At 54.1% G+C, this 23,572-nt stretch carries 17 protein-coding genes; 3 read left to right on the top strand and 14 right to left on the bottom strand.

Annotation, left to right across the window (positions count from 1 at the left end; all coding sequences use genetic code 11):
- Positions 1 to 11: 11 nt before the first annotated feature.
- The 4 genes from rsmA to lptD all read right to left on the bottom strand — a co-directional run bounded on the left by rsmA (position 12) and on the right by lptD (position 5,596).
- Positions 12 to 830, bottom strand: a complete 819-nt coding sequence (gene rsmA / locus EIP93_RS19180) for a 16S rRNA (adenine(1518)-N(6)/adenine(1519)-N(6))-dimethyltransferase RsmA (protein ID WP_039483405.1) — start codon at positions 828 to 830, stop codon at positions 12 to 14.
- Positions 823 to 1,824, bottom strand: a complete 1,002-nt coding sequence (pdxA, locus tag EIP93_RS19175; protein WP_103861897.1) for a 4-hydroxythreonine-4-phosphate dehydrogenase PdxA — start codon at positions 1,822 to 1,824, stop codon at positions 823 to 825. Before pdxA ends, rsmA begins: the two co-directional genes overlap by 8 nt.
- A gap of 15 nt (positions 1,825 to 1,839) precedes the next feature.
- Positions 1,840 to 3,135 carry a peptidylprolyl isomerase SurA gene (gene surA, locus EIP93_RS19170; RefSeq protein WP_039541454.1) on the bottom strand — a complete coding sequence of 432 codons (1,296 nt, stop codon included), beginning with the start codon at positions 3,133 to 3,135 and terminating at the stop codon, positions 1,840 to 1,842.
- A gap of 97 nt (positions 3,136 to 3,232) precedes the next feature.
- Positions 3,233 to 5,596, bottom strand: a complete 2,364-nt coding sequence (gene lptD / locus EIP93_RS19165) for an LPS assembly protein LptD (RefSeq protein WP_103942474.1) — start codon at positions 5,594 to 5,596, stop codon at positions 3,233 to 3,235.
- 185 nt (positions 5,597 to 5,781) lie between these two features.
- Between lptD and djlA the strand changes: the two genes are divergently transcribed.
- Positions 5,782 to 6,672, top strand: coding sequence for a co-chaperone DjlA (gene djlA / locus EIP93_RS19160; protein WP_103942214.1), 891 nt, complete (start codon positions 5,782 to 5,784; stop codon positions 6,670 to 6,672).
- An 82-nt stretch (positions 6,673 to 6,754) separates the two neighbouring features.
- On the opposite strand, the gene rluA is transcribed toward djlA, so the two are convergent.
- The 4 genes from rluA to EIP93_RS19140 form a co-directional block, all read right to left on the bottom strand.
- Positions 6,755 to 7,408 carry a bifunctional tRNA pseudouridine(32) synthase/23S rRNA pseudouridine(746) synthase RluA gene (gene rluA / locus EIP93_RS19155; protein ID WP_103942216.1) on the bottom strand — a complete coding sequence of 218 codons (654 nt, stop codon included), beginning with the start codon at positions 7,406 to 7,408 and terminating at the stop codon, positions 6,755 to 6,757.
- A gap of 352 nt (positions 7,409 to 7,760) precedes the next feature.
- Positions 7,761 to 10,664: an RNA polymerase-associated protein RapA gene (rapA, locus tag EIP93_RS19150; protein ID WP_125233135.1), complete on the bottom strand. Its 2,904-nt coding sequence runs from the start codon at positions 10,662 to 10,664 to the stop codon at positions 7,761 to 7,763.
- Between the two features lie 207 nt (positions 10,665 to 10,871).
- Positions 10,872 to 13,238 carry a DNA polymerase II gene (locus tag EIP93_RS19145; RefSeq protein ID WP_107333472.1) on the bottom strand — a complete coding sequence of 789 codons (2,367 nt, stop codon included), beginning with the start codon at positions 13,236 to 13,238 and terminating at the stop codon, positions 10,872 to 10,874.
- 111 nt (positions 13,239 to 13,349) lie between these two features.
- Positions 13,350 to 14,930 (bottom strand): sensor domain-containing diguanylate cyclase, encoded by a 1,581-nt coding sequence (locus EIP93_RS19140; RefSeq protein WP_125233134.1) that lies wholly within the window; start codon positions 14,928 to 14,930, stop codon positions 13,350 to 13,352.
- A gap of 429 nt (positions 14,931 to 15,359) precedes the next feature.
- Here EIP93_RS19140 and EIP93_RS19135 point away from each other — a divergent pair, with 429 nt between their 5' ends.
- Complete coding sequence (locus EIP93_RS19135) at positions 15,360 to 16,130, top strand: DedA family protein (RefSeq protein WP_105879804.1); 771 nt, start codon at positions 15,360 to 15,362, stop codon at positions 16,128 to 16,130.
- A 35-nt stretch (positions 16,131 to 16,165) separates the two neighbouring features.
- Here the strand turns inward: EIP93_RS19135 and ilvN are convergent, their stop codons facing one another.
- The 3 genes from ilvN to EIP93_RS23110 all read right to left on the bottom strand — a co-directional run bounded on the left by ilvN (position 16,166) and on the right by EIP93_RS23110 (position 18,365).
- A complete protein-coding gene (gene ilvN, locus EIP93_RS19130; protein ID WP_103162297.1) occupies positions 16,166 to 16,477 on the bottom strand; it encodes an acetolactate synthase small subunit in 312 nt (103 codons plus the stop codon).
- 5 nt (positions 16,478 to 16,482) lie between these two features.
- Positions 16,483 to 18,147 (bottom strand): acetolactate synthase large subunit, encoded by a 1,665-nt coding sequence (gene ilvB, locus EIP93_RS19125; RefSeq protein ID WP_164498019.1) that lies wholly within the window; start codon positions 18,145 to 18,147, stop codon positions 16,483 to 16,485.
- Positions 18,148 to 18,257: 110 nt separating this feature from the next.
- Positions 18,258 to 18,365: an ilvB operon leader peptide IvbL gene (locus EIP93_RS23110; RefSeq protein ID WP_072012954.1), complete on the bottom strand. Its 108-nt coding sequence runs from the start codon at positions 18,363 to 18,365 to the stop codon at positions 18,258 to 18,260.
- A gap of 272 nt (positions 18,366 to 18,637) precedes the next feature.
- Here EIP93_RS23110 and EIP93_RS19115 point away from each other — a divergent pair, with 272 nt between their 5' ends.
- A complete protein-coding gene (locus EIP93_RS19115) occupies positions 18,638 to 20,260 on the top strand; it encodes a family 43 glycosylhydrolase (protein WP_125233132.1) in 1,623 nt (540 codons plus the stop codon).
- 4 nt (positions 20,261 to 20,264) lie between these two features.
- On the opposite strand, the gene thiQ is transcribed toward EIP93_RS19115, so the two are convergent.
- Genes thiQ through thiB form a run of 3 tightly spaced genes read right to left on the bottom strand, consistent with a single transcriptional unit; the run spans position 20,265 to position 23,525 of the window.
- Positions 20,265 to 20,975 (bottom strand): thiamine ABC transporter ATP-binding protein ThiQ, encoded by a 711-nt coding sequence (gene thiQ / locus EIP93_RS19110; protein ID WP_103942230.1) that lies wholly within the window; start codon positions 20,973 to 20,975, stop codon positions 20,265 to 20,267.
- On the bottom strand, positions 20,962 to 22,569 hold the full coding sequence (thiP, locus tag EIP93_RS19105; protein ID WP_125233131.1) for a thiamine/thiamine pyrophosphate ABC transporter permease ThiP: 1,608 nt from the start codon (positions 22,567 to 22,569) through the stop codon (positions 20,962 to 20,964). Before thiP ends, thiQ begins: the two co-directional genes overlap by 14 nt.
- Positions 22,545 to 23,525: a thiamine ABC transporter substrate binding subunit gene (gene thiB / locus EIP93_RS19100; RefSeq protein WP_145963920.1), complete on the bottom strand. Its 981-nt coding sequence runs from the start codon at positions 23,523 to 23,525 to the stop codon at positions 22,545 to 22,547. Before thiB ends, thiP begins: the two co-directional genes overlap by 25 nt.
- Positions 23,526 to 23,572 lie beyond the last annotated feature (47 nt).

The raw sequence follows: 23,572 nt of genomic DNA, 5'->3' as shown, positions 1-23,572 counted from the left end.
ATGAACTCCAGTTATTCCTGTTTTGCAGGATGCTCGCTCAGCCAGTTCGCCAATCGGCAATATTGCTCAACGGTCACATTCTCTGCGCGACTGGTGACATTGATCCCCAGTTCGGTGAGGATTTCCGGGGTGAACAGGTTGCCCAGACTGTTACGCAATGTCTTACGGCGCTGGTTAAACGCTTCCGTAGTGATGCGGCTCAATACGCGGATATCCTTGACTGGATAGGGGATCTCGGCATGAGGAACGAGTCGCACTACGGCAGAATCAACTTTAGGCGCAGGCTTGAATGCTTCCGGTGGCACTTCAAGCACCGGGATTATCTGGCAATAATATTGTGCCATGACGCTCAGACGTCCAAAGGCTTTACTGTTCGGACCTGCAACTAAACGGTTAACCACTTCTTTCTGCAACATAAAGTGCATGTCGCGGATAGATTGAGTATAGGTGAACAAGTGGAACATCAGCGGTGTGGAAATATTATACGGCAGGTTGCCGAAAACACGCAGCGGTTGCCCAGCCTGTTCAGCGAGCGCGGCGAAATCGATCGTCATGGCATCTTGCTGAATAATTGTCAGCTTATCTTTCAGCGTCGGGTGTTTTTCCAACCGTGCGGCCAGATCCCTATCCAGCTCAATAACAGTAAAACGATCCATCCGATCGCCAACGGGCGCCGTCAAAGCGCCGAGGCCGGGCCCGATCTCGACGACCGCTTGACCTGGCTGAGGATGAATCGCCGAAACGATGCTATCGATCACGAAGTGATCGTTTAAAAAGTTTTGCCCAAAACGTTTACGGGCGAAGTGACCTTGGTGTACGCGATTATTCATTACTGTGTTTTATCATTTTAATGGCAAGATTTAATGCCGTGATGAAGCTGCCGGGGTCGGCGCTGCCAGTTGCGGCCAGCTCTAGCGCTGTACCGTGATCGACCGACGTACGAATAAAAGGTAACCCCAACGTGATATTAACGGCGCGCCCGAAGCCCTGATATTTCAGAACCGGGAGCCCTTGATCGTGGTACATCGCCAAAACGGCGTCAGCGTGTTGCAGATACTTGGGCTGGAAAAGCGTGTCGGCAGGTAACGGCCCAACTAGCGTGATGCCCTGTTGCCGGAGTTCATCCAGCGCGGGGTTAATCACATCCAGCTCTTCACGGCCCATATGGCCGCCTTCACCGGCATGAGGATTTAGCCCACACACATAGATTTGTGGTTGAGCGATACCGAATTTTGTCTGCAAGTCATGATGCAAAATCGTGATGACTTCGTGCAGGCTCTGGCGGGTAATTGCCGCAGAAACGGCTGCAAGCGGCAGATGCGTAGTCGCTAAGGCGACGCGCAGTTCTTCCGTTGCCAGCATCATGACGACACGGTCACAGTGACTGCGATCGGCGAAAAACTCAGTGTGCCCGCTGAATGGGACACCAGCATCGTTGATAATGCCTTTATGTACCGGGCCGGTAATCAGCGCGGCGAATTCGCCGTTCAGACAGCCATCACACGCGCGCGCCAGTGTCTCAACAACATAAGCGCTGTTAGCGACATTTAAGTCACCTGGGATGATGGTTGCTGGTGCGGCGATCGGCAGAATGGTCAGGCTACCTGCCTGCTGTGGCTGTGCGGGCTGACCGGGTTGATAGTCACGCAGCGTCAGCGGCATCGATAACTGCAATGCGCGACTGAATAACAGGTCAGGATCCGCACAGATCACTAGCTCTACAGGCCAGGCCTGCTGAGCCAGAGCAATCACCAGATCGGGGCCAATCCCGGCGGGTTCGCCGGGGGTGATCACAACGCGTGGCGTATTGCTCTCAGTCTGCATGAGTTTCAATCTGCATTAGTTACTGGCACCATTAATCACTTTGACATAGGCCGCTGCACGCTGTTCCTGCATCCAGGTTTGCGCTTCTTCAGCGAATTTACGATTAAAGATCATACGGTACGCTTGCTCTTTTTGCGCTGCGTCGGTTTTATCAACCTGACGGGTATCCAGCAGCTGAATCAGGTGCCAGCCAAAAGAGGAATGAACAGGCTGACTGATTTCGCCTTTCTTCAGTTTCAGCAACGCATCGCGGAAGGCCGGATCGTACATATCTGGAGAAGCCCAGCCAAGGTCGCCGCCCTGATTTGCTGAACCTGGATCCTGAGAGAGCAGTTTGGCTTGTGAAGCGAAATCAGTGCTGCCGTTTTTGATCTGCTGTGCCACTTCGGCCAGCTTGGCTTGCGCCTGACTGTCCGTCATGACGACAGACGGTTTGATCAGAATATGGCGAGCATGCGTTTCAGTTACCGATACGCTTTTGTTACCGCCGCGAATATCGTTCACTTTCAGAATGTGGAAACCTACACCAGAACGGATCGGGCCGACGACCTGACCTTTCTGCGCCTGCGTTAAGCGTTCGGCAAACAGCGTTGGGATCTCCTGCAGCTTGCCCCAGCCCATTTGGCCGCCTTTCAGCGCCTGAGAATCAGATGAATAAGTAATGGCCAGCTTACCAAAATCTGCACCTTCACTGATTTGCTTCACCAGCGACGTTGCCAGATTTTCCGCTTCATCAACCTGCTGCTGAGTCGGGTTTTCTGGCAATGGGATCAGAATGTGGCTCAGGTTCAGCTCATCGTTTTCACCGGTCTGGGTGGCGATTTGCTTAGCCAGCGTATCGACTTCCTGAGGCAGTACGGTAATGCGACGACGGACTTCGTTGTTACGCACTTCCGAAATCAGCATCTCTTTACGAATCTGGTTACGGTAGGTGTTGTAGTTCAGACCTTCATAAGCCAATTGGCTTTTTAGCTGGTCCAGAGACATCCGGTTCTGAGCGGCAATATTGGTAATCGCCTGATTCAACTGCTCATCCGTCACTTGGATGCCCATCTTCTGCGCCATTTGCAGGATGATGTTGTCCATGATCAGGCGATCGGTAATCTGATGACGCAGTGTGGCATCATCCGGCAATTGCTGCCCGGCCTGCTGGGCATTCAGTTTTACCGACTGCAAAAGACTGTTTACATCACTTTCCAACACGACGCTGTTGTCGACCACTGCTGCGACTTTATCAACCACCTGTGGTGCTGCGAACGCGGTAGAGGCACTCAGTGCCAATCCGAGAATAAGCGTTCTCCAGTTCTTCATACCTTTCCCATTATTTCATCCGCAAGGCGGGTTAAAAGTTCCAACATTTCAGTGAGACAGCCTGTTTGCCCTTATAGGCTAAGCATTCTGGATGACATCAGAATGCGCGCTGGTAAGGCAAAATACCCGAGCGAAGCATTTTTTCGGAACCCAGACTGTAATTGCTGCTTAAACCACGTAATTCGATATTAAATGACACTTTGTTGTCGTATTCGCTGCTGCGGCTGGCGCTGTTCCAGTCGGTAATTTTACGTTCATAACCGACGCTCACAGCCCAACAACAGGTATTGTACTGTAAACCAATCAGCTGGTTTGCTGGCTGATTAGCCTTGGTGTCGTAATAATAAGCCCCAACCACTGCCCAACGCTCGACGATCGGCCAACTCGCGGTGATACCGACCTGTGAGATACCTTGCTGAGAACCCTGATTTGTCACGTTCGGCAACATGTCGCGAATATATTCAGGGCTGGCGTAACGGTAGTTTAACTGCACCAGACGTTCCGCATCGCGACGGTATTCTAACACGGCATCGCCCAGCGCGACTTCGTTCAGACGATTGTCATATTGCAGACCCCCGCGAACTCCCCACCTGTCATCGATCTTCAGGAATGAATCACCGGCCCACACCTGGCTGCCGTTGTTATCACTTTTATCGAGTGACGTGTTGCGGTCACCGGTACGTGGACGATCGAAGTAATAGATTTGACCAATAGAAGCGTTAAAACGTTCAACCAGCGCATCATCATAAATACGCGTAGTGACACCGGTCGCAATCTGGTTCGCGGACGCGATGCGATCCAAGCCGCTATAACTGCGATCGCGGAACAGGCCGGAATAGTCGGTCTGCATCAGCGTAGAGTCATAGGTGTGAATGCTGCTCTGGTCACGATAAGGGACATAGAGATATTGCGCGCGAGGTTCCAGCGTTTGGGTATAGGCCTGCGACCAGTCCATTTCGCGTTCAAAGACCATTTTGCCATCGACTTTATATTGCGGCATGACACGGTTAACGGAACTTTGGAGTGCGTTTTTATTGACGTCGGTGACGTTAGGATCGGCACGATAGCGATCCAGATTATCCTGTTGGTAGTGTGTCGCCAACAGCTTGGCTTCGGTATTCAGACTGGCCCAGCGATTTGCTAGTGGGAGATTCAGCGTTGGCTCAGCGTGCAGACGAGTCGCTTCCGGCCGCTTGTCGTTGACGTTGGTAAATTTTACTGCCTGACCATAAAGGTGCATATCAATCGGGCCGATATCATTTTGGTAATAATTGATATCGAGCTGCGGCTCAGCACGGTAAACATCACGGCTGGTCGAATTGGAAAAGACCTGGAATTGTCTGGTGGACAGCGAGGTGTTCCAGTTTTGGTTCGCATAGCCCGCACTGAATTTTTGGGTGACGTAGCCATCGGTCGTTGAACCGTAAATCGACTCCAGATCGGTGAAGTAGCGGTCATCGCTGACTTTCGTGTAGTCCGCGTTAAAACGCCACACCTGATCCATCACACCGCTGTGACCCCAGTGGAACAGCCAGCGGGTGTCGTTACTATCTTGCGGGGAGACTTTGGCGTATTCATTGTCGCTGGGCAGCCAGTCGAACTGAATGACACCAAGACCCGGTGTGGTCAGGTAGCGGAATTCGTTCTGCCACTGCATACCACGTTTAGTTTGCAGATGCGGGGTGATCGTGGCGTCAAAATTAGGGGCGATATTCCAGTAATAGGGCGTCAGCAGTTCGAAGCCATTGCTGCTACCATATTTCGCATTGGGGATCAGAAAGCCAGAGCGTCGTTTATCGCCGATAGGAAGCTGTAAATACGGGCTATAGAACACAGGTACGCCAGCAATCTTGAAACGCGCGTTCCAGATTTCAGCAACCTGCTCTTCTCTGTCTTGAATCACTTCCGAACCGACGACACTCCAGCTATTATCTCCCGGCAGACAGGAAGTGAAGGAGCCGTTTTCCAGAATGGTGTAGCGATTACTGTCACGCATTTTCATTTTGTCGGCGGAACCACGCCCTTGACGGCCCACCATCTGATAGTCGCCTTCATAGACGTCGGTATCTTTGGTGTTCAGGTTGGCCCAGGCTTTAGGGCCTTTCAGGATGACCTGATTGTCGTCGTAGTGGACATTTCCCGTCGCGGTAATAGTACGCGTGGGTGTGCTACCCTGCGTTGCTGGATCCAACTGGTTCAGCTCCACCTGTTCGGCGGTCATGACGCTGTTACCCTGCTGGATGTTAACATTGCCGATGAATTTGGCATTGTCGGGATAGTTGGCTTCGGTTTTGTCGGCCTGAATATTGACCGGCAGCTGGTTGGGATCGCCTGTTACCAGTGGTCTGTTGTACGTAGGTACACCCAGCATGCACTGTTGAGCGAGATCGGCCAGCGCGTGCTGGCTGTAAAGCGCCGACCAAACCAGAGTGGCCAGCAGAGTTGGGAAACTTTTTTTCATACGTGGTATCAGGTGTTCCGTCATCAGGGGCATCATGCCGGCAAACGGTCAGAGACTATATCACTCGTTAGCGTTGCGCCAGTGTTAAATCCCCACCGCCTATACGCACCGCCGTTAGGTGCAAAGATAAATGACAGGTATGATAAAGCAATTTTTGGCTGACGGCATGAGGATTTGAGGAGTATATGCGGTATTGGGGAAAGTTGCTGGGGTTGGCGCTGGGAATCGTCTCAAGTGCTGGCATCTGGGGAATGATCATGGGCTTACTGATGGGGCATTGGATTGACAAAGCCCGGGCATCGCGTCGCCGTGATTATTTCTCCGCTCAGTCTACCCGTCAGTCATTGTTCTTTCTCACGACCTTTCAGGCCATGGGACACCTGACCAAATCCAAAGGCCGGGTGACGGAAGCTGATATCAAAATCGCAACCAAAATGATGGATCGTCTTGAGCTGTTTGGTGAGGCTAGAGCTGCCGCTCAACGGGCTTTCCGCGAAGGAAAGACTACTCATTTCCCTCTGCGAATAAAATTACGCAAGCTGCGCGATGCCTGTCTGGGACGTTTTGATTTAATTAAGATGTTTCTGGAAATTCAGCTTCAGGTCGCGTTTGTTGATGGCGTTCTGCATCCGAACGAACGACGCGTGTTGTACGTGATTGCCGATGAGCTGGGCGTGACGCGCGAGCAGTTTGAGTTCTTTCTGCGGAATATGGAAAGTACCTCGGGGCAGCAGTCGCGGCAGAATCAGTCACGACAGAACGGTAAATCGCATCAGCGCCGCAGTAACGGCCACTCCAGCGGGGGCTACTCCAACGGACACTCTTATGGCGGCCAACGCCCGGCTTCACCGCCGCGAGGGCCAACGGTCGAAAGTGCCTGTCGTACGCTAGGCGTGCGTAGTAGCGATGACGCTGTGACGATTAAGCGCGCCTACCGCAAACTCATGAGCGAACATCATCCCGATAAGCTGGTCGCCAAGAAGCTTTCACCGAGGATGATGGAGATGGCCAAACGCAAAGCGCAGGATATTCAGGCCGCCTATGAACTGTTGAAAAGCGCGAATCAGACAAAATAATCCGCATCTTTCCTCTTCTTATTACTTCCCCGTTTTACTGCTCTACCAAAACCGATTTGAAAATACCGTCAGCGTGTTTGCTTCAGAAATCCGCTTCGCAACGAAAGTGCATCGGGGTATTGAACTCTGGGTGGGTGATGGCTAGTTCTTGTGCGTGCAGTAACAGGCGGGGGGCCAGCGCTTTGGCCTCGGGATGCGCATAAAAGCCATCGCCGAGAATGGGGTGACCTAGCGCGAGCAGGTGGACACGCAGTTGATGGGAACGACCGGTAATCGGCATCAGCTTGACGCGCGTAGTACCGTCAGCGTCACGCGAAAGTACCTGATACTCCGTCTGTGCTGCTTTTCCTGTTTCAAAGCAGACTTTCTGTTTCGGGCGGTTCGGCCAGTCGCAGATCAGTGGCAGGTCGATGACGCCTTCATCCTGCGCCATATGTCCCCAGACGCGGGCAAGGTAGGATTTCTTGGGTTCACGCTCGCGAAACTGACGCTTTAATTCGCGCTCGGCGGCTTTCGTGAGTGCAACGGCAATCACGCCGCTGGTTGCCATATCCAGACGATGCACAGATTCAGCCGTCGGGTAGTCAGCCTGAATGCGGTTCATTACGCTGTCTTTGTGTTCTGGCGCGCGGCCGGGAACCGACAGCAGACCGCTGGGTTTATTCACCACCATGATGTGCTGATCCTGATACAGAATATGCAACCAGGGATCGGTAGGCGGATTATAGGGTTCCATTCACGCTCCAAAAATAGGCAAGAAACAGGGACGTCGTTGCTGTTTGACCGAGATACACGGGCTTATCACGGGGCGAGGTGTTCTTGCGGAAACCTCATCCCCATGCTTTCCCTAATATGCAGCTATCCGTGTGCTGAAAAGTCTGACTGCCCATATATGCATAAGAGGTTGCTGACAAAGTCCGCAGAGCGGGGGTAACGGATAGATCGTAAAGACGCTGCAAGTACGTCCATGTAAGCTCGGCTTGCGCCATCCATGGCGCAAACGCTTTACTCTTCTATTCCGTTACTCCCGTTTTCATTCGGCGAATAGGTTTGTCAACGGTCTGATAAGGCATAGTACGGGCAGCACATTACTGGTGTGTCACCACAACCAGACGAATAGCATCGAGACGCCAGTTGGCTTCGTGCAGGTTGCTCAGCACCTGTTCGCGCTGGTTTTCCAGTGCAGTCAACTCATCTTCACGAATGTTGGGGTTGACGGCTTTTAGCGCTTCAAGACGTTCCAGCTCGCGGCGCAATTGCAGGTCAGCCTGCTCCTGAGCCTCGGTGATGAGCTGGCGTGCCTGCGTTTCGACCAGCGCTTCCGCCTGTTGCAGCATGGCGTGAACATCGGGCTGTACCGCATTCACCAGCTTGCTGGACGTATGACGGTTTACCGCGTTGAGCTGGCGGTTAAAGCTCTCAAACTCAACCTGTGCTGCCAGATTGGTACCTTTACGGTCCATCAGCAGGCGAACCGGCGTAGGTGGCAGGAAGCGGGTCAGTTGCAGATGCTTCGGTGCCTGCGCTTCCACAACGTAAATCAGCTCAGCCAGCAATGTGCCGACTGGCAGCGCTTTATTTTTCAGCAGCGACACTGCACAGCTTCCGGTATCGCCGGACAGCACCAGATCGAGTCCGTTACGGATAAGCGGGTGTTCCCAACTGATAAACTGTGCGTCTTCGCGGGAGAGCGCCTGATCGCGATCGAAGGTGATCGTACAGCCGTCCTGCGGCAAGCCCGGGAAATCCGGCACCAACATATGATCGGATGGCGTCAGGATGATCAGGTTATCGCTGCGATCTTCCTGATTGATACCAACAATATCAAATAGGTTCAGGGCGAACGTCACCAGATTGACGTCATTATCCTGCTCAGCAATGGCCTGCGCTAACAGTTGAGCCTGTTCGCCACCGTTAGAATGCATTTCCAGCAGGCGATCGCGGCCTTGTTCAAGCTGTTGCTTCAGGCTGTCGTGCTGTTGACGGCAAACATGGATAAACTCATCCAGTCCCTGCTGTTCACCGACCGTCGTCAGCCGCTCGATCAACTGCGCATGGTGGGCATCATAGATGGTACGACCCGTCGGACAGGTGTGTTCAAACGCATCCAATCCTTCGTGATACCAACGTACCAGCAAGGCCTGTGCGGTATTTTCCAGATACGGCACCATGATCTGAATTTCTTTTGCCTGCCCGATACGGTCCAGACGACCAATACGCTGTTCCAGCAGATCGGGGTTGAACGGTAGATCGAACATCACTAAATGGCTGGCAAACTGGAAGTTACGGCCTTCGGAACCAATCTCTGAACAAATCAGCACCTGTGCGCCTTCTTCTTCAGACGCAAAATAGGCGGCGGCGCGGTCACGTTCAAGAATCGACAGCCCTTCATGGAAGACGGCGGCGCGGATTGCTTCACGCGTGCGCAGCACTTGTTCCAGCTGTAGCGCGGTGGCTGCCTGTGCACAGATCACCAGGATTTTTTCATCACGGTGTGCGGTCAGGTAGTTCAGTAACCATTCCACGCGCGGATCGAAGTTCCACCAGGTGGCATCGTCCCCTTCGAGCTGTTGATAAATTTGTTCCGGGTACAGCATGTCGCGGGCGCGGACTTCCAGCGCCTTATTTGCGTTCATAATGCCGGACACTTTAATCGCCGTTTGGTACTGCGCTGGCAGCGGCAGGCGAATTTGATGCAGGACACGCTGCGGGAAGCCTTTAACCCCTTGACGGGTGTTACGGAACAGCACGCGGCTGGTGCCGTGGCGATCCATCAGCATGGTGATCAGTTCCTGACGCGCCTTCTGATTGTCATCGCTGTTGCTGTTGATGGCTTTCAGCAGCGGTTCAATGTCCTGCTCGCCCAGCAGGTCGCTTAGCGCATTCAGCTCAGGCGTTTGGGCTTTTTCGCCCGCTAACAGCAGCGTGACGGCATCGGCAACCGGACGATACTGCTGCTGTTCAGCAACGAATTCCTGATAGTCGTGGAAACGATTGGGATCGAGCAGGCGTAAACGCGCAAAGTGGCTCTGCTGGCCAAGCTGTTCCGGCGTTGCGGTTAACAGCAGAACGGCTGGCGTGGCGCGTGCCAGCGTTTCAATAGCCTGATATTCCGGGCTAGGGCTTTCTTCGCTCCAGACCAAATGGTGGGCTTCATCCACCACCAGCAGATCCCAGTCGGCGTTGACGAGTTGCGCAAAGCGCTGGGCGCTGCGTTGAACAAATCCCAGTGAGCAGATCACCAACTGTTCAGTTTCAAACGGATTGCTGCTGTCCAGCTTGGCTTCGGCATAGCGCTCGTCGTCAAACAGGGAGAACAGCAGGTTAAAGCGGCGCAGCATTTCGACCAGCCACTGGTGTTGCAGGGTTTCTGGCACGACAATCAGCACGCGGCTGGCACGACCCGCCAGCAACTGCTGGTGGATGATCATCCCCGCCTCAATAGTTTTTCCCAGTCCGACTTCGTCCGCCAGCAAAACGCGTGGCGCATGGCGTTGGCCGACTTCATGAGCGATATGAAGCTGGTGGGGGATAAGGCTGGCACGCATGCCGCGCAATCCGCCCCATTGTTGACGCGCCTGTTCGTTCTGATGCTTGCGAGCGCGATAGCGCAGGGCAAAGCGATCCATACGATCGATCTGTCCGGCGAACAGGCGATCTTGCGGTTTGTTGAACGTCAGTTTGCTGTCCAGAAAGACTTCACGCAGTTCCGCCGACGTTTCATCGTCCAGGCGTTGGCCGCAATACACCAGCAACCCTTTTTCTTCTCGCACGTCATCCACTTTGAGCTGCCAGCCTTCATGGCTGGTGACGGTGTCGCCGGGATTGAACATCACGCGGGTGATGGGGGCGTCGCTGCGGGAATAAAGTCGGTTTTCACCGCTGGCAGGGAAAAGCAGCGTAATCATACGCGTATCGACGGCAACAACCGTTCCCAGTCCAAGTTCGCTTTCCGTATCGCTGATCCAGCGCTGACCAAGTGTAAAAGGCATAAATTCTTAGCTCGATGTTCGTCTGTGTCGGAGGAATGTCTGATTACATTATCGGGTGCCGATAATGCTGCTGATGCAAATTCAGAAAGGGCGTTATGGTAATAGATGACGGTGCGTTCGTCACCCCTCAAACTTGCTGTGGCGCGAATTAACCCCTTTCATCTAAAAACATGAATGTCTGCCATTTAAAACATTAATCGCTTTCATTTAAAACAAGCCCATCTGGCCTGTTACCAGTGTAGCAAAATCGTCGTGCAGGAACGGTAAAATGGCGTCCGCGACGGGCTGGAGCTGGCGTTCGACATAATGCTGGTAATCCAGCGGAGAATGCCGGGTTTCCAATGGTTCGGGACCGTTGACGGTCATCACATAGCTGATCCAGCCGCCGTTTTGGTATTGCAGCGGCCGTCCTTGCTGGCGGTTATAGTCATCGGCGATTTTCGCGGCTCTGGCGTGGGGCGGTACGTTGCGCTGGTAGTCATCGAGCCGACGGCGTAGTCGTTTACGGTAGATCAGCAGATCGTCAAAATCACCGTTCAGGGTGCGATCGACATAATCCCGCAGCCACTCCTGATAAGGCTGTTGCTGAAAAATCAGCAGATAGAGCTGCTGTTGAAACTGCTGCGCCAACGGTGTCCAGTCGGTACGCACGGTTTCCAGCCCTTTGAACACCATTTTTTCACCTTGTGGCGTGTCGATCAGGCCGGCGTAGCGTTTTTTACTGCCTTGTTCCGCGCCGCGAATCGTTGGCATCAGGAAGCGGCGAAAATGCGTTTCAAATTCCAGCTCCAGCGCACTGGTCAACTGCTGAGTGCCTTGCAGGTGCTGTGTCCACCATTGGTTAACGTGTTGCACCAGCGTTTTGCCAATCTTTGCTGCTTCTTCTTCGCTATGCGCGTGCTTCAACCAGACAAAGGTGGAGTCGGTATCGCCATAAATCACCTGATAGCCCTGTTCTTCGATCAGTTCGCGCGTTTTGCGCATGATTTCATGGCCGCGTAGGGTGATGGAGGAGGCGAGACGTGGGTCGAAGAAGCGGCAGCCTGTGGCCCCCAGTACGCCATAAAAGGCATTCATGATGATCTTGAGCGCCTGCGACAGTGGTTTATTGTTGGTGCGCTTCGCCGCCTCACGCCCTTGCCAAATTTGCTCGACAATCGCTGGCAGGCAGTGCTGTTCCCGGGAGAACCACGCCTCGCGAAAGCCGGGGACGGCGTGCTGAGCGTCAGGATTCTGCGTTCCCACCGCCAGCCCTACCGGGTCGATCAGGAACGTGCGGATGATAGAAGGGTAGAGGCTCTTGTAGTCCAGCACGAGTACCGAATCATACAGTCCGGGACGTGAATCCATCACAAATCCGCCGGGGCTGGCCTCAAGCGCGACGTCACCGAGATTAGGGGCAACGTAGCCCATACGGTGCATGCGCGGTAAATAGAGGTGGTAAAATGCTGCGACGGAACCCCCGCTGCGATCGGCTGCCAGTCCGGTGACGCTAGCGCGCTCTAGCAAAAAAGGCAGCAGCTCGGTTTTGTCGAAAATACGCGTGACCAGTTCGCAGTCTTGCAGGTTATAGCGAGCGAGAGCAGGTTTATCTTCGGCAAAACGGCGGTCGATTTCATCCATTCGCTGATAGGGCGTGTCGATAGCTTTGCCTTCCCCCAGCAGCGACTGTGCGACAAATTCCAGACTAAACGAGGCAAAATTCCACGTCGCGGATTTGAGCGCTTCAATGCCGTCAATAATCAAACGGCCGGTGGCGCTGGCAAAAAAATGCCCCTGTTTAAAACCGTGTTCCCGCCATTCTAACGCCTGCCCGTTACGCCCCAGCTTGAGCGGAATGTTGTAGCGCTCGGCATGTTTCTGTAAGACACGCAGGTCAAACTGCACCAGATTCCAGCCGATGATGGCATCGGGATCGTGCTGCTGCATCCAGGCATTCAGCTTTTCCAACAGCAGCGGGCGGCTGGCGACGTACTCAAGATTAAAATCTTCGTGTTCGGCAGGCGTGCCGTTCGGCGGCCCGAGCATGTAAACCTGGCGTTGTCCGCAGCCTTCCAGCCCAATGCAGTAAAGCTCGCCGTGGCGGGTGGTCTCGATATCCAGCGACACCAGTTTGAGCGTCGGGCGGTAATCGGGATTCGGTTTCATGCGGGCTTCCGTCATCAGGCTACCTGACGTTGGGTTACCGCTAAACCACACGGGCGCGGTGATAAAGCGCTCCATCAGAAAGCGTTCCGTCGGGCGAATATCCGCTTCGTAGACCTGAACGCCGCCTTCACGCAACAATTTCTCCAGCCGCAGCAGCTGTCGGTATTGCGGGCAATACAGGCCCAGCAGCGGCTGATGATGGAAATCCTGCATGGCGAGCGGCTTTAACTGCCAGCGTTTTTCCTGCTGTAAAAGCGTTCTTGCGCGGGCTTCCTGCTGTGCAGGAATAAAGGCAACGGCCTCCTGTACCGGCAGGCGTACGAGCTGCGGGCCCTCATCGGTGGCCAGCCAGAATTCAACCTGCGTGCCGGCTGGTGTGTCGTTCCAGTGGCGGGTCAGTAGAAACCCCTGACGAACCTGAGTCACTAAGCGGCCTTTTATAGCAAGCGGGATAAGGAAGGATGGTAGGAATAAGTATGGTTATTTATACAGGTAATGTCCAGCAACATCACCTGTATATAAAGAAGAGGGATTGGATTACTGCTCTCCGCTGGAGGCAGAGACCACGCGGTTGCGGCCTTCCTGTTTGGCTTGGTAAAGAGCTTCATCGGCCAGCTTGAAGGTGCGCTCGATTGGCATATCGCTGACGCCCGGTTCCCACATGGCAACGCCTAATGAGATGGTGATATTGCCCACGACAGGAATGGTCGATTCCTGCATGCGCTGTCGTAGCCGTTCGGCAATGTTGAGTGCGACGTCGAGGCTGGTTTCCGGCAGCAGGATCAAAAATTCTTCACCGCCGCTGCGGCACAGTATGTCAGCATCGCGTGAGCTGGTGCGAATAAGCTGTGAGAGATAGCGAATGACATTGTCGCCGACATCGTGACCGTAGGTGTCATTGATGCGCTTGAAACGATCGATATCCAGCGCGATGACCGCAAAGCTTTTCTGCCCCATCTGCCAGTAGCGGAGCACGCTATCCAATCCACGGCGATTGAGCAGTTCGGTCATCGGGTCTGAGTGTGCCTCAGAACGCAACTTACCAATTTTGCGCTGGAGTAAATCGATACCCAACAGCATGGCCTGTTTGAGCTGCGAGGCTTCGAAATACCAGGAGTGGATATTTCTGATGTCATCGGAGACGTCCGTCGCATCCATCTTATTGGCGCTGCGTGCCAATAGCCACAGAGGCTGGGCGATGAGTCGGGCAAGCAGCCAGACGCAGAAAATAGTTAAAAGCGCGAGCGGAAGCGTGTGACGCAGCACGTTCAGCATCAGGCTATCGAGAGGCTTCAGCGTGATGTCTATCGGGCGGAGCGCTACAATCTGCCACTGTGAGGTGGCTTCAACGGCGTAACCCGCTAGCATGGTTTCACCCAGATAGTTCACCATATGCTGGCTGCCATTGTTTTCGTGATACGCATCGATCTTCAGATTATTGGTTTCTGTTTTGCCAATACGCTCCATGTCACGGTGATACAGCATTTTTTTGTTCTTATCGGTGACATAAATGTAAGAACCATCGCGGTAATAGTGTTTGTCTAAGAGCGTATTAAGAACGCTGGGCTGCTTAAGATAGATGGATCCACCGATAAACCCTTTGTAGCGGCCATCCCGTGTGAAGATCGGCGAAGATATCAGCACAATGAGGTTATTGGCGGCAGAGACATAGGGCTGGCTGATAAGAGGCTGCTTTTCTTTCAGGGCTTCGAGAGCGCCTTCTGTTGTCAGGCTTCTCCCGATTAATTGGAACGTATCCGGTGATGTGGCTCGGACAATACCTTTTTCATCTGCAATGACGACAGAGTTGAAATGGCTGGTCTGTAGCCGCAGGCGGTCGGCTTCTTTAAACAGACTGGCCTTATCATCCATTTGGGTAGAGACGATATTGGCGCTGTAGGCTAACTGCTGCTGGGATTCTTTAAAGAAAGAATGGGTCATCGCCGCAAGCTTGGTGGCGTAAACACGGTTGGCTTCAAGGGTGTTATCAATCAGAAGCTCTCGCTGAACGCGATAGCTGGCATAAAAACTGTTTGCCAGTGTTACCAAGGCGCTCGCCACTGCCAAGAGTAGGATAAGACGTCGTAATCCGAAATGGTTGAGTAGTTTAAAAAACATAGTGGCAGTGTGGCACGGTGGCAAAAAATGACCGCTATCATAAGTGTAGATGCCCGTCGGTGCAAAAGAATTGACCAGAAAACGACATTACTGAAGTGGTACTAACGACTTGAATTAGAAAATGATATTGCGTGTGTCCTTATAATAAGAATAGTTGATATTTATCAAAACGCACAAGCTTTCACCGTCTGAAGGCTAAGCACGCCTCAACGTTAGATAGATAAATCATGCTACATATTTTCAATAGGATATTGCTGGGTTTCGTGCTGCCCGCCGAGGGGGCTGTCGCCTGAGAGACGACATCTCACGTTAATCCGGTGTGTTGGGGTTTTACCGTAGCCACAATCGAATGATGGGGTGAAATCAGGAGTTGACGGCTTCTGCTATGATCCAGACAATCCTTGTTTTTATAACGTACGGGTAGGTTTTATGGAAGCGTGGCTGGATCATCTGGTTACTCAATCACTCGCGTATTCACTGATCGCCGTCATGCTGGTTGCCTTTCTGGAATCTCTGGCTTTGGTGGGGTTGCTATTGCCGGGAACGGTGATGATGGCAACGCTGGGAGCACTGATCGGGAGCGGACAAATGGGGCTTTACCCGGCGTGGGGGGCAGGGATTATCGGTTGCCTGCTAGGGGACTGGATTTCCTATTTTATTGGCATGCGTTTTAAGGCACCGCTGCATAACTGGTCTTTCCTGAAAAAGCATCAGGCGCTGCTGAGTAAAACCGAATATGCCCTGTATCAGCACCCGATGCCGACGATACTGATCGGGCGTTTCGTCGGCCCGACCCGTCCGCTCATCCCGATGGTGGCGGGGATGCTGGGGTTACCGCCTTATAAATTTGCCGTGCCGAATATCATCGGCTGCCTGCTGTGGCCGCCTGCTTATTTCTTACCCGGCATTCTGGCTGGCGTTGCGATTGATATTCCCGCGGGGACGAACAGCGCAGGGTTTAAGTGGTTGCTGCTGATTACTGCCATCGTGGTGTGGGGCGCAGGCTGGCTAAACTGGCGCTGGTGGCGCAGTGATAAGCGTAAACATCATGACTGGTTTAGCAGAAAGATGCCGCTCAGACGTCTGCGCTGGGTCGCGCCCGTGATGTCTGTGGCGGCGGTTGCCTTGTCGGTCGTACTGATTCAGCACCCACTGATGCCCGTTTACCGCCATCTGCTATGGCAGGTGTTAAACGGGTAAGGTTGGGCAGGCCGGGAAAGACCCGGCCAAGCCATTTAGCAGTAGAACTCGGCGACCTGCTCGAAAATACGCATTTCTTCACCGTGACGGCGTACCTGAAGGACGTCCTCCAGTTTTTCCACCTGACTGATCATTTGCTGTAGCCGCTGGTCATCTTTGACCAGTAGCCAGATCCGGCTTTCTTCGCCATTTGCTAGCGGCATACACAGAATGCCTTCCACGTTAAATGCTCGGCGGGCAAACAGGCCGCAAACGTGTGACATGACGCCGGGGTGGTTGCGCACCGAGAGCTCCAGCGTGACCTGATTTGACGTTGATTGCGTTGGCGAAGTTAGTTGAATTGACATAGTCATTAATCTCCGATCATATCGATGTTCGCGGCGCCCGGTGGCACGATGGGTAACACTTTTTCATTGGCGTCAATAAGTACGTGGATCAGCGCAGGGCCTGGTTGGTTGAGCATCTCTTGCAGCGCGGCCTGTGGATCGGCGGCGGCGTTCAGATCGCAAGTTGCAAAGCCGAAGCCTGCGGCAATCGCGAGGAAATTCGCGCTGTAGCGGTAATCGGCCGCGAAGATGCGCTTCTGAAAAAACATATCCTGTTGCTGGTGAACCAGACCGAGTGACTGGTTGTTCATCAGGACAATTTTTACGTTAAGCCCTTCTTCTGCCGCGGTTGCCATTTCCTGAATATTCATCATCAGGCTGCCATCACCCGAGAAACACACCACGGTGCGATCCGGTTCAGCCAGCGCCGCGCCAATCGCCGCAGGCAGGCCAAAGCCCATCGTCCCAAACCCGCCGGATGTCAGCCATTGGCGTGGACGACGCAGCGGATAAGACTGCGCGACCCACATCTGATGCTGGCCGACATCGGTCGTGATGATGGCATCATCCGTCAGCGCCTGTGCCGTGGCCTGAACCAGACCATAATGGCTTAATGGATCGTCAGCACCCGGCATGCTGAACGGAAATTCCTGTTGCAGCCCGCGGACGGTGGTACGCCATACGTCACGCTGCTGCGGTGCAATATGCGGCAGCAGTTGATCCAGCGCTTGCGCGACATCGGCATTGATCGCCACGTGTGGCTGGCGGATCTTACCCAGTTCGGCCGGATCGATATCGATGTGAATGATGCTGGCATGTGGGCAAAACTGTTCCGCTTTACCAATCGCGCGATCGTCAAAACGCGCCCCCAGCACAATTAACAAATCTGCCTGCTGTAAGATCAGATTGGTTGATCGTGCGGCGTGCATGCCCAGCATCCCGAGTGACAGGGGATGATCGACAGGCATCGTACCCAGCGCCATCAGCGTCATGGTGGTTGGCAGGCTGGAACGTTCCGCCAGTTGAACTGCCTGTTCGTGCGCGACGCCGCTAATAATCCCGCCGCCGAGATAGAGCACCGGACGCTGAGCCGCGTTAATCATGGCCGCAGCACGCTCGATTTCTTGCTGGGCAATGGCGGGTGGCGTATCGAGAGGAAAGACGTCTGGCAGTTCGCTCAGCTCAATGGTCGCGTTCTGGATATCTTTTGGAATATCGATCCACACCGGACCGGGACGGCCCGACTGCGCAATACGAAAGGCTTCTGGGATCACGCGCGGCAGTTCGTTGATGTCGCGAACCAGATAGTTATGTTTGGTGACGGGAATAGAAATGCCGTAGGTATCGACTTCCTGAAACGCATCGGTACCGATCATGCTGGAAGGCACCTGACCGGTGATACACACCAGCGGGATCGAATCCAGTTTGGCATCGGCGATGGCGGTGAGCAGGTTGGTCGCTCCCGGACCGCTGGAAGCCATACAAACTGCGGCGCGCCCGCTGGCACGTGCCATGCCTTGTGCCATAAATCCCGCACCTTGCTCGTGGCGAGCCAGAACGTGGCGAATCGTCTTACTTTGACCCAGTGCATCATATAACGGCAGGGCCGCGCCGCCGGGAATACCCGCTACGGTGGTGATGCCCTGCTGTTCGAGCAACCGAACAATTAACTGAGCGCCTGTATAACGCATGTTTACATCCTTCATCAGGGCCGGTGCGTTGTCGGAGCGGGGAGGGTAGAAATAAGAAACCCCGCTCGGCTTGCGCCGGCGGGGTTTGAGAATCTTCGATTCGGAACCCGTTACGGCGCGCTGCCGACGACGACCACGACGACCACGCGCACGACGACGACCGCGTCAACATGCGCGGTGTGTAGTAGTGCTGAAGTGGAAGAAGAATAGTGCGTCACAGGAATCCTATTTATGTTCGAGTTATTTATGGTCGAGTGTTGTGTTCGAATGAATAATCAATCGTCAATCCATATAAGCACAGCAGTACAAAAAGACACAATACCCACAAGGGATAAAAACTGAATATGTCGAATTGGTCACAGTATATTGAAAATTTCACCGCTTGATTTTTCGCCGTATAACCGAGAGAAGCGTGATTACTTTCACAATTGGAACAGGGTTTCAATGTTATAAATTATAAAATAATCATTGGGATAGTGGGTGGTGACAAATGGGCGTGTCCCGAGTGGTAGGGAAAGGCGTATTGAGCGGTATCTTATTGATGGCAATGGGGATTGGCCAGGCGATAGCCTGTCAGGCTGGCCCTGCCAATGAATGGATGCGGGGTATTGAACAGCAGCGGCAGGCGGATTTGGGCAACGGCTGTTATCTCAATCCGATTATTGCGGGCGATCATCCTGACCCCACGATTATCAAGGATGGGGATGACTATTACATGACGTTCTCGTCATTTGACGACATTCCCGGACTGCTGATTTGGCACTCGCGTGATTTAGTGAACTGGGAACCGCTTGGCCCGGCGATAACGACACCCGTTGATGCCATCTGGGCGCCGGATTTGGTGAAGCACAACGACAAATACTATATCTACTTCACTACGAACCGGATCATCGACGCCAAAGGGGCGAAAAAGAAAACGCTGTATGTGATTACCGCTGATGATATTCATGGCCCGTGGACGCCGCCGAAAGATACCGGTTTGAAAAACCCAGCCAGCGATCCCGGCCATGTGGTAGGGGAGGACGGTAAGCGTTACATCTTTATGTCTGGCGGCAACCGCGTGCAATTGACGGATGACGGGCTGTCGACGGTCGGTGAAATGGCGGTGGTCTATCAGGGATGGCAGTACCCGGAAGAGTGGGATGTGGAAAGCTTCTCGCAGGAAGGGCCGAAGATGCTGCGCCACGGTGACTACTTCTACATGGTGCTGGCGGAAGGTGGAACGGCTGGGCCTCCGACCGGACACATGGTGATTGCCGCACGCTCGAAATCGATCAATGGACCGTGGGAAAACTCGCCGCATAACCCGATTATCCGCACGCAGGATCGTTCAGAGAAATGGTGGTCGCGCGGCCATGCGACGCTGATCGAAGGGCCGGATAAAAACTGGTACATGGTGTATCACGGTTATGAAAACGGCTTTATGACATTGGGGCGGCAGGCGATGCTGGAGCCGATCGTCTGGGGTGATGATGGTTGGTTTACATCCGCTGGATTCGATACTGGCAAACCGATTCGTAAGCCGGAAGGCGGCGAGGCAGTGCCTCACGGCATCGGCTGGTCTGATAGCTTTACCGACGAGAAATTTCCGGCTCGTTGGCATTTCTACCGTGCCAATGCGGAGGAACTGAAGCGGGTCACGCTCAGTGATGGCAAGCTGCACCTGAAGGCAAAAGGCACGTCGCCGAAGGACAGCGCGCCGCTGACGATGATTCCTGGCGATCAGGCTTACCAGATTGAAGTCACGGCGAATTTTGCCCCCGGCGCACAGGCAGGGTTGCTGCTGTTCTATAACGCGAAGCTATACGTCGGGCTGTCGTTTAATCAGGACGGCACCGTAATGCACCGCTACGGGCTGGAAAGGGCGGAGAAGAAACTGCCGCATATTACGGGCAATCAGGTGCAGATTCTGATGAGAAACGATCGCCACATTGTGACGTTCTACACCCGCACCTCGGATCAGGAACCGTGGAAGAAATATCCGGTGCAGATGGAAGTGTCCGGCTACCATCACAACGTCGCGTACGACTTCCTCAGTTTGCGGCCTGCCCTGTATGCTTCAGGCGAGGGCGATGTCACGTTCAGCAACTTGCGCTATCAGGCTTTGCCTTAATTTCTCAATTTGAAGACGGACGTGAAATTCCCAGGATGGTGGCCGCTTCGGCGCTGCCATCCTGTAGCGCCTGAGTCGGCCCATCATAATAAATCTGCCCGTCTACGATCAGCACCGTACGTTTTGCGATCCGCATGGCATCATCCAGATTGTGGGACACCATCAACAGCGTGAATTGACGCTCCTCACACACACTTTCAACCAGATCGAGCATCTCCTGACGCAGCGCGGGATCGAGTGCCGAGAACGGTTCATCCAATAGCAGAATCGGCTGATGACGCACCAGACAGCGTGCCAATGCCGCGCGCTGGCGCTGTCCGCCAGAAACCTGCGAGGGTAGACGATCCAGAAGATCGGCCAGACCGACCCGATCGGCAATCTGCCGTAACGTCTCGCGCTGTTCTGCACTAAGCCGCAGGCCGGGGTGTAGCCCCAGCGCGATGTTTTGCCCGATTGTCAGATGAGGAAACAGGTTATTTTCCTGAAACAGAATCGAAACTGGTCTTTTAGCGGGAGGCGTCTCGCGGTGAGATTCTCCGTTAAGCCGTAATTCCCCGCTGTCTGCCATCAGGAAGCCCGCAACCAGATTCAGCAGCGTACTTTTCCCTGCGCCGCTGGGGCCGAGGATAGCGATGCGCTCGCCCGGCCTGACGTGAAAATCAAAGCGCATGGGCAAGTGTTGATAGAAGTAGGTCAATTTCTCAAGCGCGATCATGACGGCCTGCCAGTTTCTCAATCAGGGTAAATAACATAAAGCACAGCAGCATTAAGAGTAGCGCCGTGACTGCGCCGTCGGCGCTGCGATAGGAACCAATTTGCTGGTACAGATAGAACGGCAACGTGCGGAACTGCTCATTACCGAACAGCGCAATGACGCCGAAATCACCAATCGACAGCACGCAGGCAAAAGCCAACGCCTGCGCCAGCGGCTGTTTTAGCGCGGCGAGCTCGATCAGTCTCAGCCGCTGCCAGCCGCGAATATCCAGTGACGTGCAGAGTCGGTTGTAGCGTTCGGCAACGTCCAGCATCGGGTTTTCCAGTACTTTGATCGCGTAGGGAATTGCCATCAGCGCGTTGGTGAACACCACCAGTGCGTAAGGGGATTGCGGTAGCCCGATGCTGTTATTCAGCAGCAGGAAAAAGCCGGTTGCCAGCACAATGCCCGGCATGGCGAGGATGAGCATACCGCTCAGGTTCATCAACTGCCCGTACAGTGGCTTCTGGCGTAACTTGAGCTCGCGACTGCTCCAGAGCAGCATCATGGTTAGCACCAGACACAGGAGTCCTGCGCCTAAGGCAATGCGCAGCGAGGTAAACAGCGTTTGCCAGAGCACAGGCTGTTGCAGCACGGTAACCAGCGATCGGTTTACGCCATCCAACACCACGGCCAGCAAGGGGGGGACGACCAGCAGTAACAGCGCACCAATCAGCAGGCCGTCGGTGACGCGGCTTAAGGCGCTATCCTGCGGGTTGCGCCAGGCAAGTTGCTGCGTGCTACCGACGGGCAGAATGCGCCCCAGCCGCTGGCTCAGCAGCACCAAACCAAGACAGCAGACCATCTGAATTAACGCCAGCAGTGCCGCGCGCCCCGGATCGTAATCAAAACTTAATGCCTGATAGATAGCCAGCTCAATTGTGGTCGCCTGCGGGCCACCGCCCAGCGACAGCACCGTAGCAAAGCTGGCGAAGCAGAGCATAAAAATCAGTGCGCCAGTGGGTAAAATCTGCCGGCGCAGGGCAGGCCATTCCAGCAGACGGAAATGCTGCCAGCTGTTCATACCCAAATTCGCTGCCAACTGACGTTGCTCGGTGGCGATGCCTTCTAACGACTGCAACAGCAATCGGGTTGCCAGAGGCAGATTGAAGAAGACGTGCGCCAGCAGGATGCCCTGCAACCCATAGGGCGAAAACGTGTATTTCAGGTCAAACCAGCCCAGCGCAGAGGCCAGCCAGCCTTGCCGACCATAAACGCTGAGCAGGCCAAAAACAGCGACCAGCACGGGCAGCACCAGCGTCATTGCGCACAATCGTAGCAGCCAGCGGTAACCGGGAAAGCGCCGTCGATACAGCGCTCTGGCAAGGAAGATCGCCGGAACGGTGGAAAACAGCGCAGAGAGAAAGGCCTGCCAGAAGGTAAACCGGATGACATGCCAGAGATAGCTGTCATGCCATAGCGTGCGCCACTGGCTTTCGGGCGCCTGTAGCCACAGGGCACCGAAAGCCAGTGCGGCAACGGAAATTAACAGCGTTGTGGCCAGTAGCCCCGACCACAGACGTCCGCCGATCAGTGGCTGACGGCGCGTTGCCATGCCTGAATCCACTGCGTCCTTTGGTCGGCGACTTCCTGTGCGCTGAACTGCATGGCTTTCTCAGGAACCGCGAGCGTCGCGAAGCCTGCTGGCAGATCAGTTTTAACCGCCGGATACATCCAGTTTGTGGTAGGAATAGCCTGCTGGAACGTTGGGCTTAGGATGAACTGCATAAAGCGTTTTGCCAGTTCGGGATTTTTGCTGGAAGCCAACTGCCCGGCGATTTCAATTTGCAGATAGTGCCCTTCGCTAAAGGTGGCCGCTGCGTAGTTGTCTTTCTTTTCTTCAATGATGTGATAGGCCGGTGACGTGGTGTAGCTCAGCACCAGATCCGCTTCCCCTTTCAGGAACAGACCGTAGGCTTCACTCCAGCCTTTGGTGACGGTAACGGTTTTTTTCGCCAGCTTCTGCCAGGCTTGTGGCGCATCGTCGCCGTACACTTTCTGCATCCACAGCAGCAATCCCAGTCCCGGTGTGCTGGTGCGAGGATCCTGATAGATCACTTTCCACGGTGCATTGCTGTCCACCAGCTCATGCAGGCTTTTCGGCGGATTTTTCAGCGTGTCTTTGTTATACACAAACGCAAAGTAGCCGTAGTCGTAAGGAACGAACGTCTTATTGCTCCAGCCGCCCGGCACCGTGACGGCACGGGTGTCCTGACCGTGTGGCGCAAATAGGCCGGTTTGTTCTGCTGCTTGCAACAGGTTGTTGTCCAGTCCCAGAATGATGTCCGCTTTGCTGTTTTTGCCTTCCATACGCAGACGGTTCAGCAGCGATGCGCCGTCTTCCAGAGCGACGAAATTCAGTTCGCACTCGCACTCTTTTTCAAAGGCGGTCTTGATGACAGGGCCCGGACCCCATTCGGAAGCGAACGAATCGTAGGTATAAACGGTAAGCGCGGGCTTGGCAAAGGCCGAAGCAGAGAGCAGTAACAGGCAAGGCAGGCTGATTTTCAGCGCGGTGGCTGAACGGTGTAGTAATTGATTTAACACTTTGCACTCCT

It is taken from the genome of Pectobacterium versatile (assembly GCF_003932035.1).
In the GTDB taxonomy this organism is placed as follows: domain Bacteria; phylum Pseudomonadota; class Gammaproteobacteria; order Enterobacterales; family Enterobacteriaceae; genus Pectobacterium; species Pectobacterium versatile.
Note: the sequence above shows the minus strand (reverse complement) of the source record. Positions and strands in the feature narration are given on the sequence as shown.

Coding starts and splice junctions, on each gene's coding strand:
- rsmA (WP_039483405.1), bottom strand. CDS start 830: ATGAATAATCGCGTACACCAAGGTCACTTCGCCCGTAAACGTTTTGGG.
- pdxA (WP_103861897.1), bottom strand. CDS start 1,824: ATGCAGACTGAGAGCAATACGCCACGCGTTGTGATCACCCCCGGCGAA.
- surA (WP_039541454.1), bottom strand. CDS start 3,135: ATGAAGAACTGGAGAACGCTTATTCTCGGATTGGCACTGAGTGCCTCT.
- lptD (WP_103942474.1), bottom strand. CDS start 5,596: ATGAAAAAAAGTTTCCCAACTCTGCTGGCCACTCTGGTTTGGTCGGCG.
- djlA (WP_103942214.1), top strand. CDS start 5,782: ATGCGGTATTGGGGAAAGTTGCTGGGGTTGGCGCTGGGAATCGTCTCA.
- rluA (WP_103942216.1), bottom strand. CDS start 7,408: ATGGAACCCTATAATCCGCCTACCGATCCCTGGTTGCATATTCTGTAT.
- rapA (WP_125233135.1), bottom strand. CDS start 10,664: ATGCCTTTTACACTTGGTCAGCGCTGGATCAGCGATACGGAAAGCGAA.
- EIP93_RS19140 (WP_125233134.1), bottom strand. CDS start 14,930: ATGTTTTTTAAACTACTCAACCATTTCGGATTACGACGTCTTATCCTA.
- EIP93_RS19135 (WP_105879804.1), top strand. CDS start 15,360: ATGGAAGCGTGGCTGGATCATCTGGTTACTCAATCACTCGCGTATTCA.
- ilvN (WP_103162297.1), bottom strand. CDS start 16,477: ATGTCAATTCAACTAACTTCGCCAACGCAATCAACGTCAAATCAGGTC.
- ilvB (WP_164498019.1), bottom strand. CDS start 18,147: ATGCGTTATACAGGCGCTCAGTTAATTGTTCGGTTGCTCGAACAGCAG.
- EIP93_RS19115 (WP_125233132.1), top strand. CDS start 18,638: ATGGGCGTGTCCCGAGTGGTAGGGAAAGGCGTATTGAGCGGTATCTTA.
- thiQ (WP_103942230.1), bottom strand. CDS start 20,975: ATGATCGCGCTTGAGAAATTGACCTACTTCTATCAACACTTGCCCATG.
- thiP (WP_125233131.1), bottom strand. CDS start 22,569: ATGGCAACGCGCCGTCAGCCACTGATCGGCGGACGTCTGTGGTCGGGG.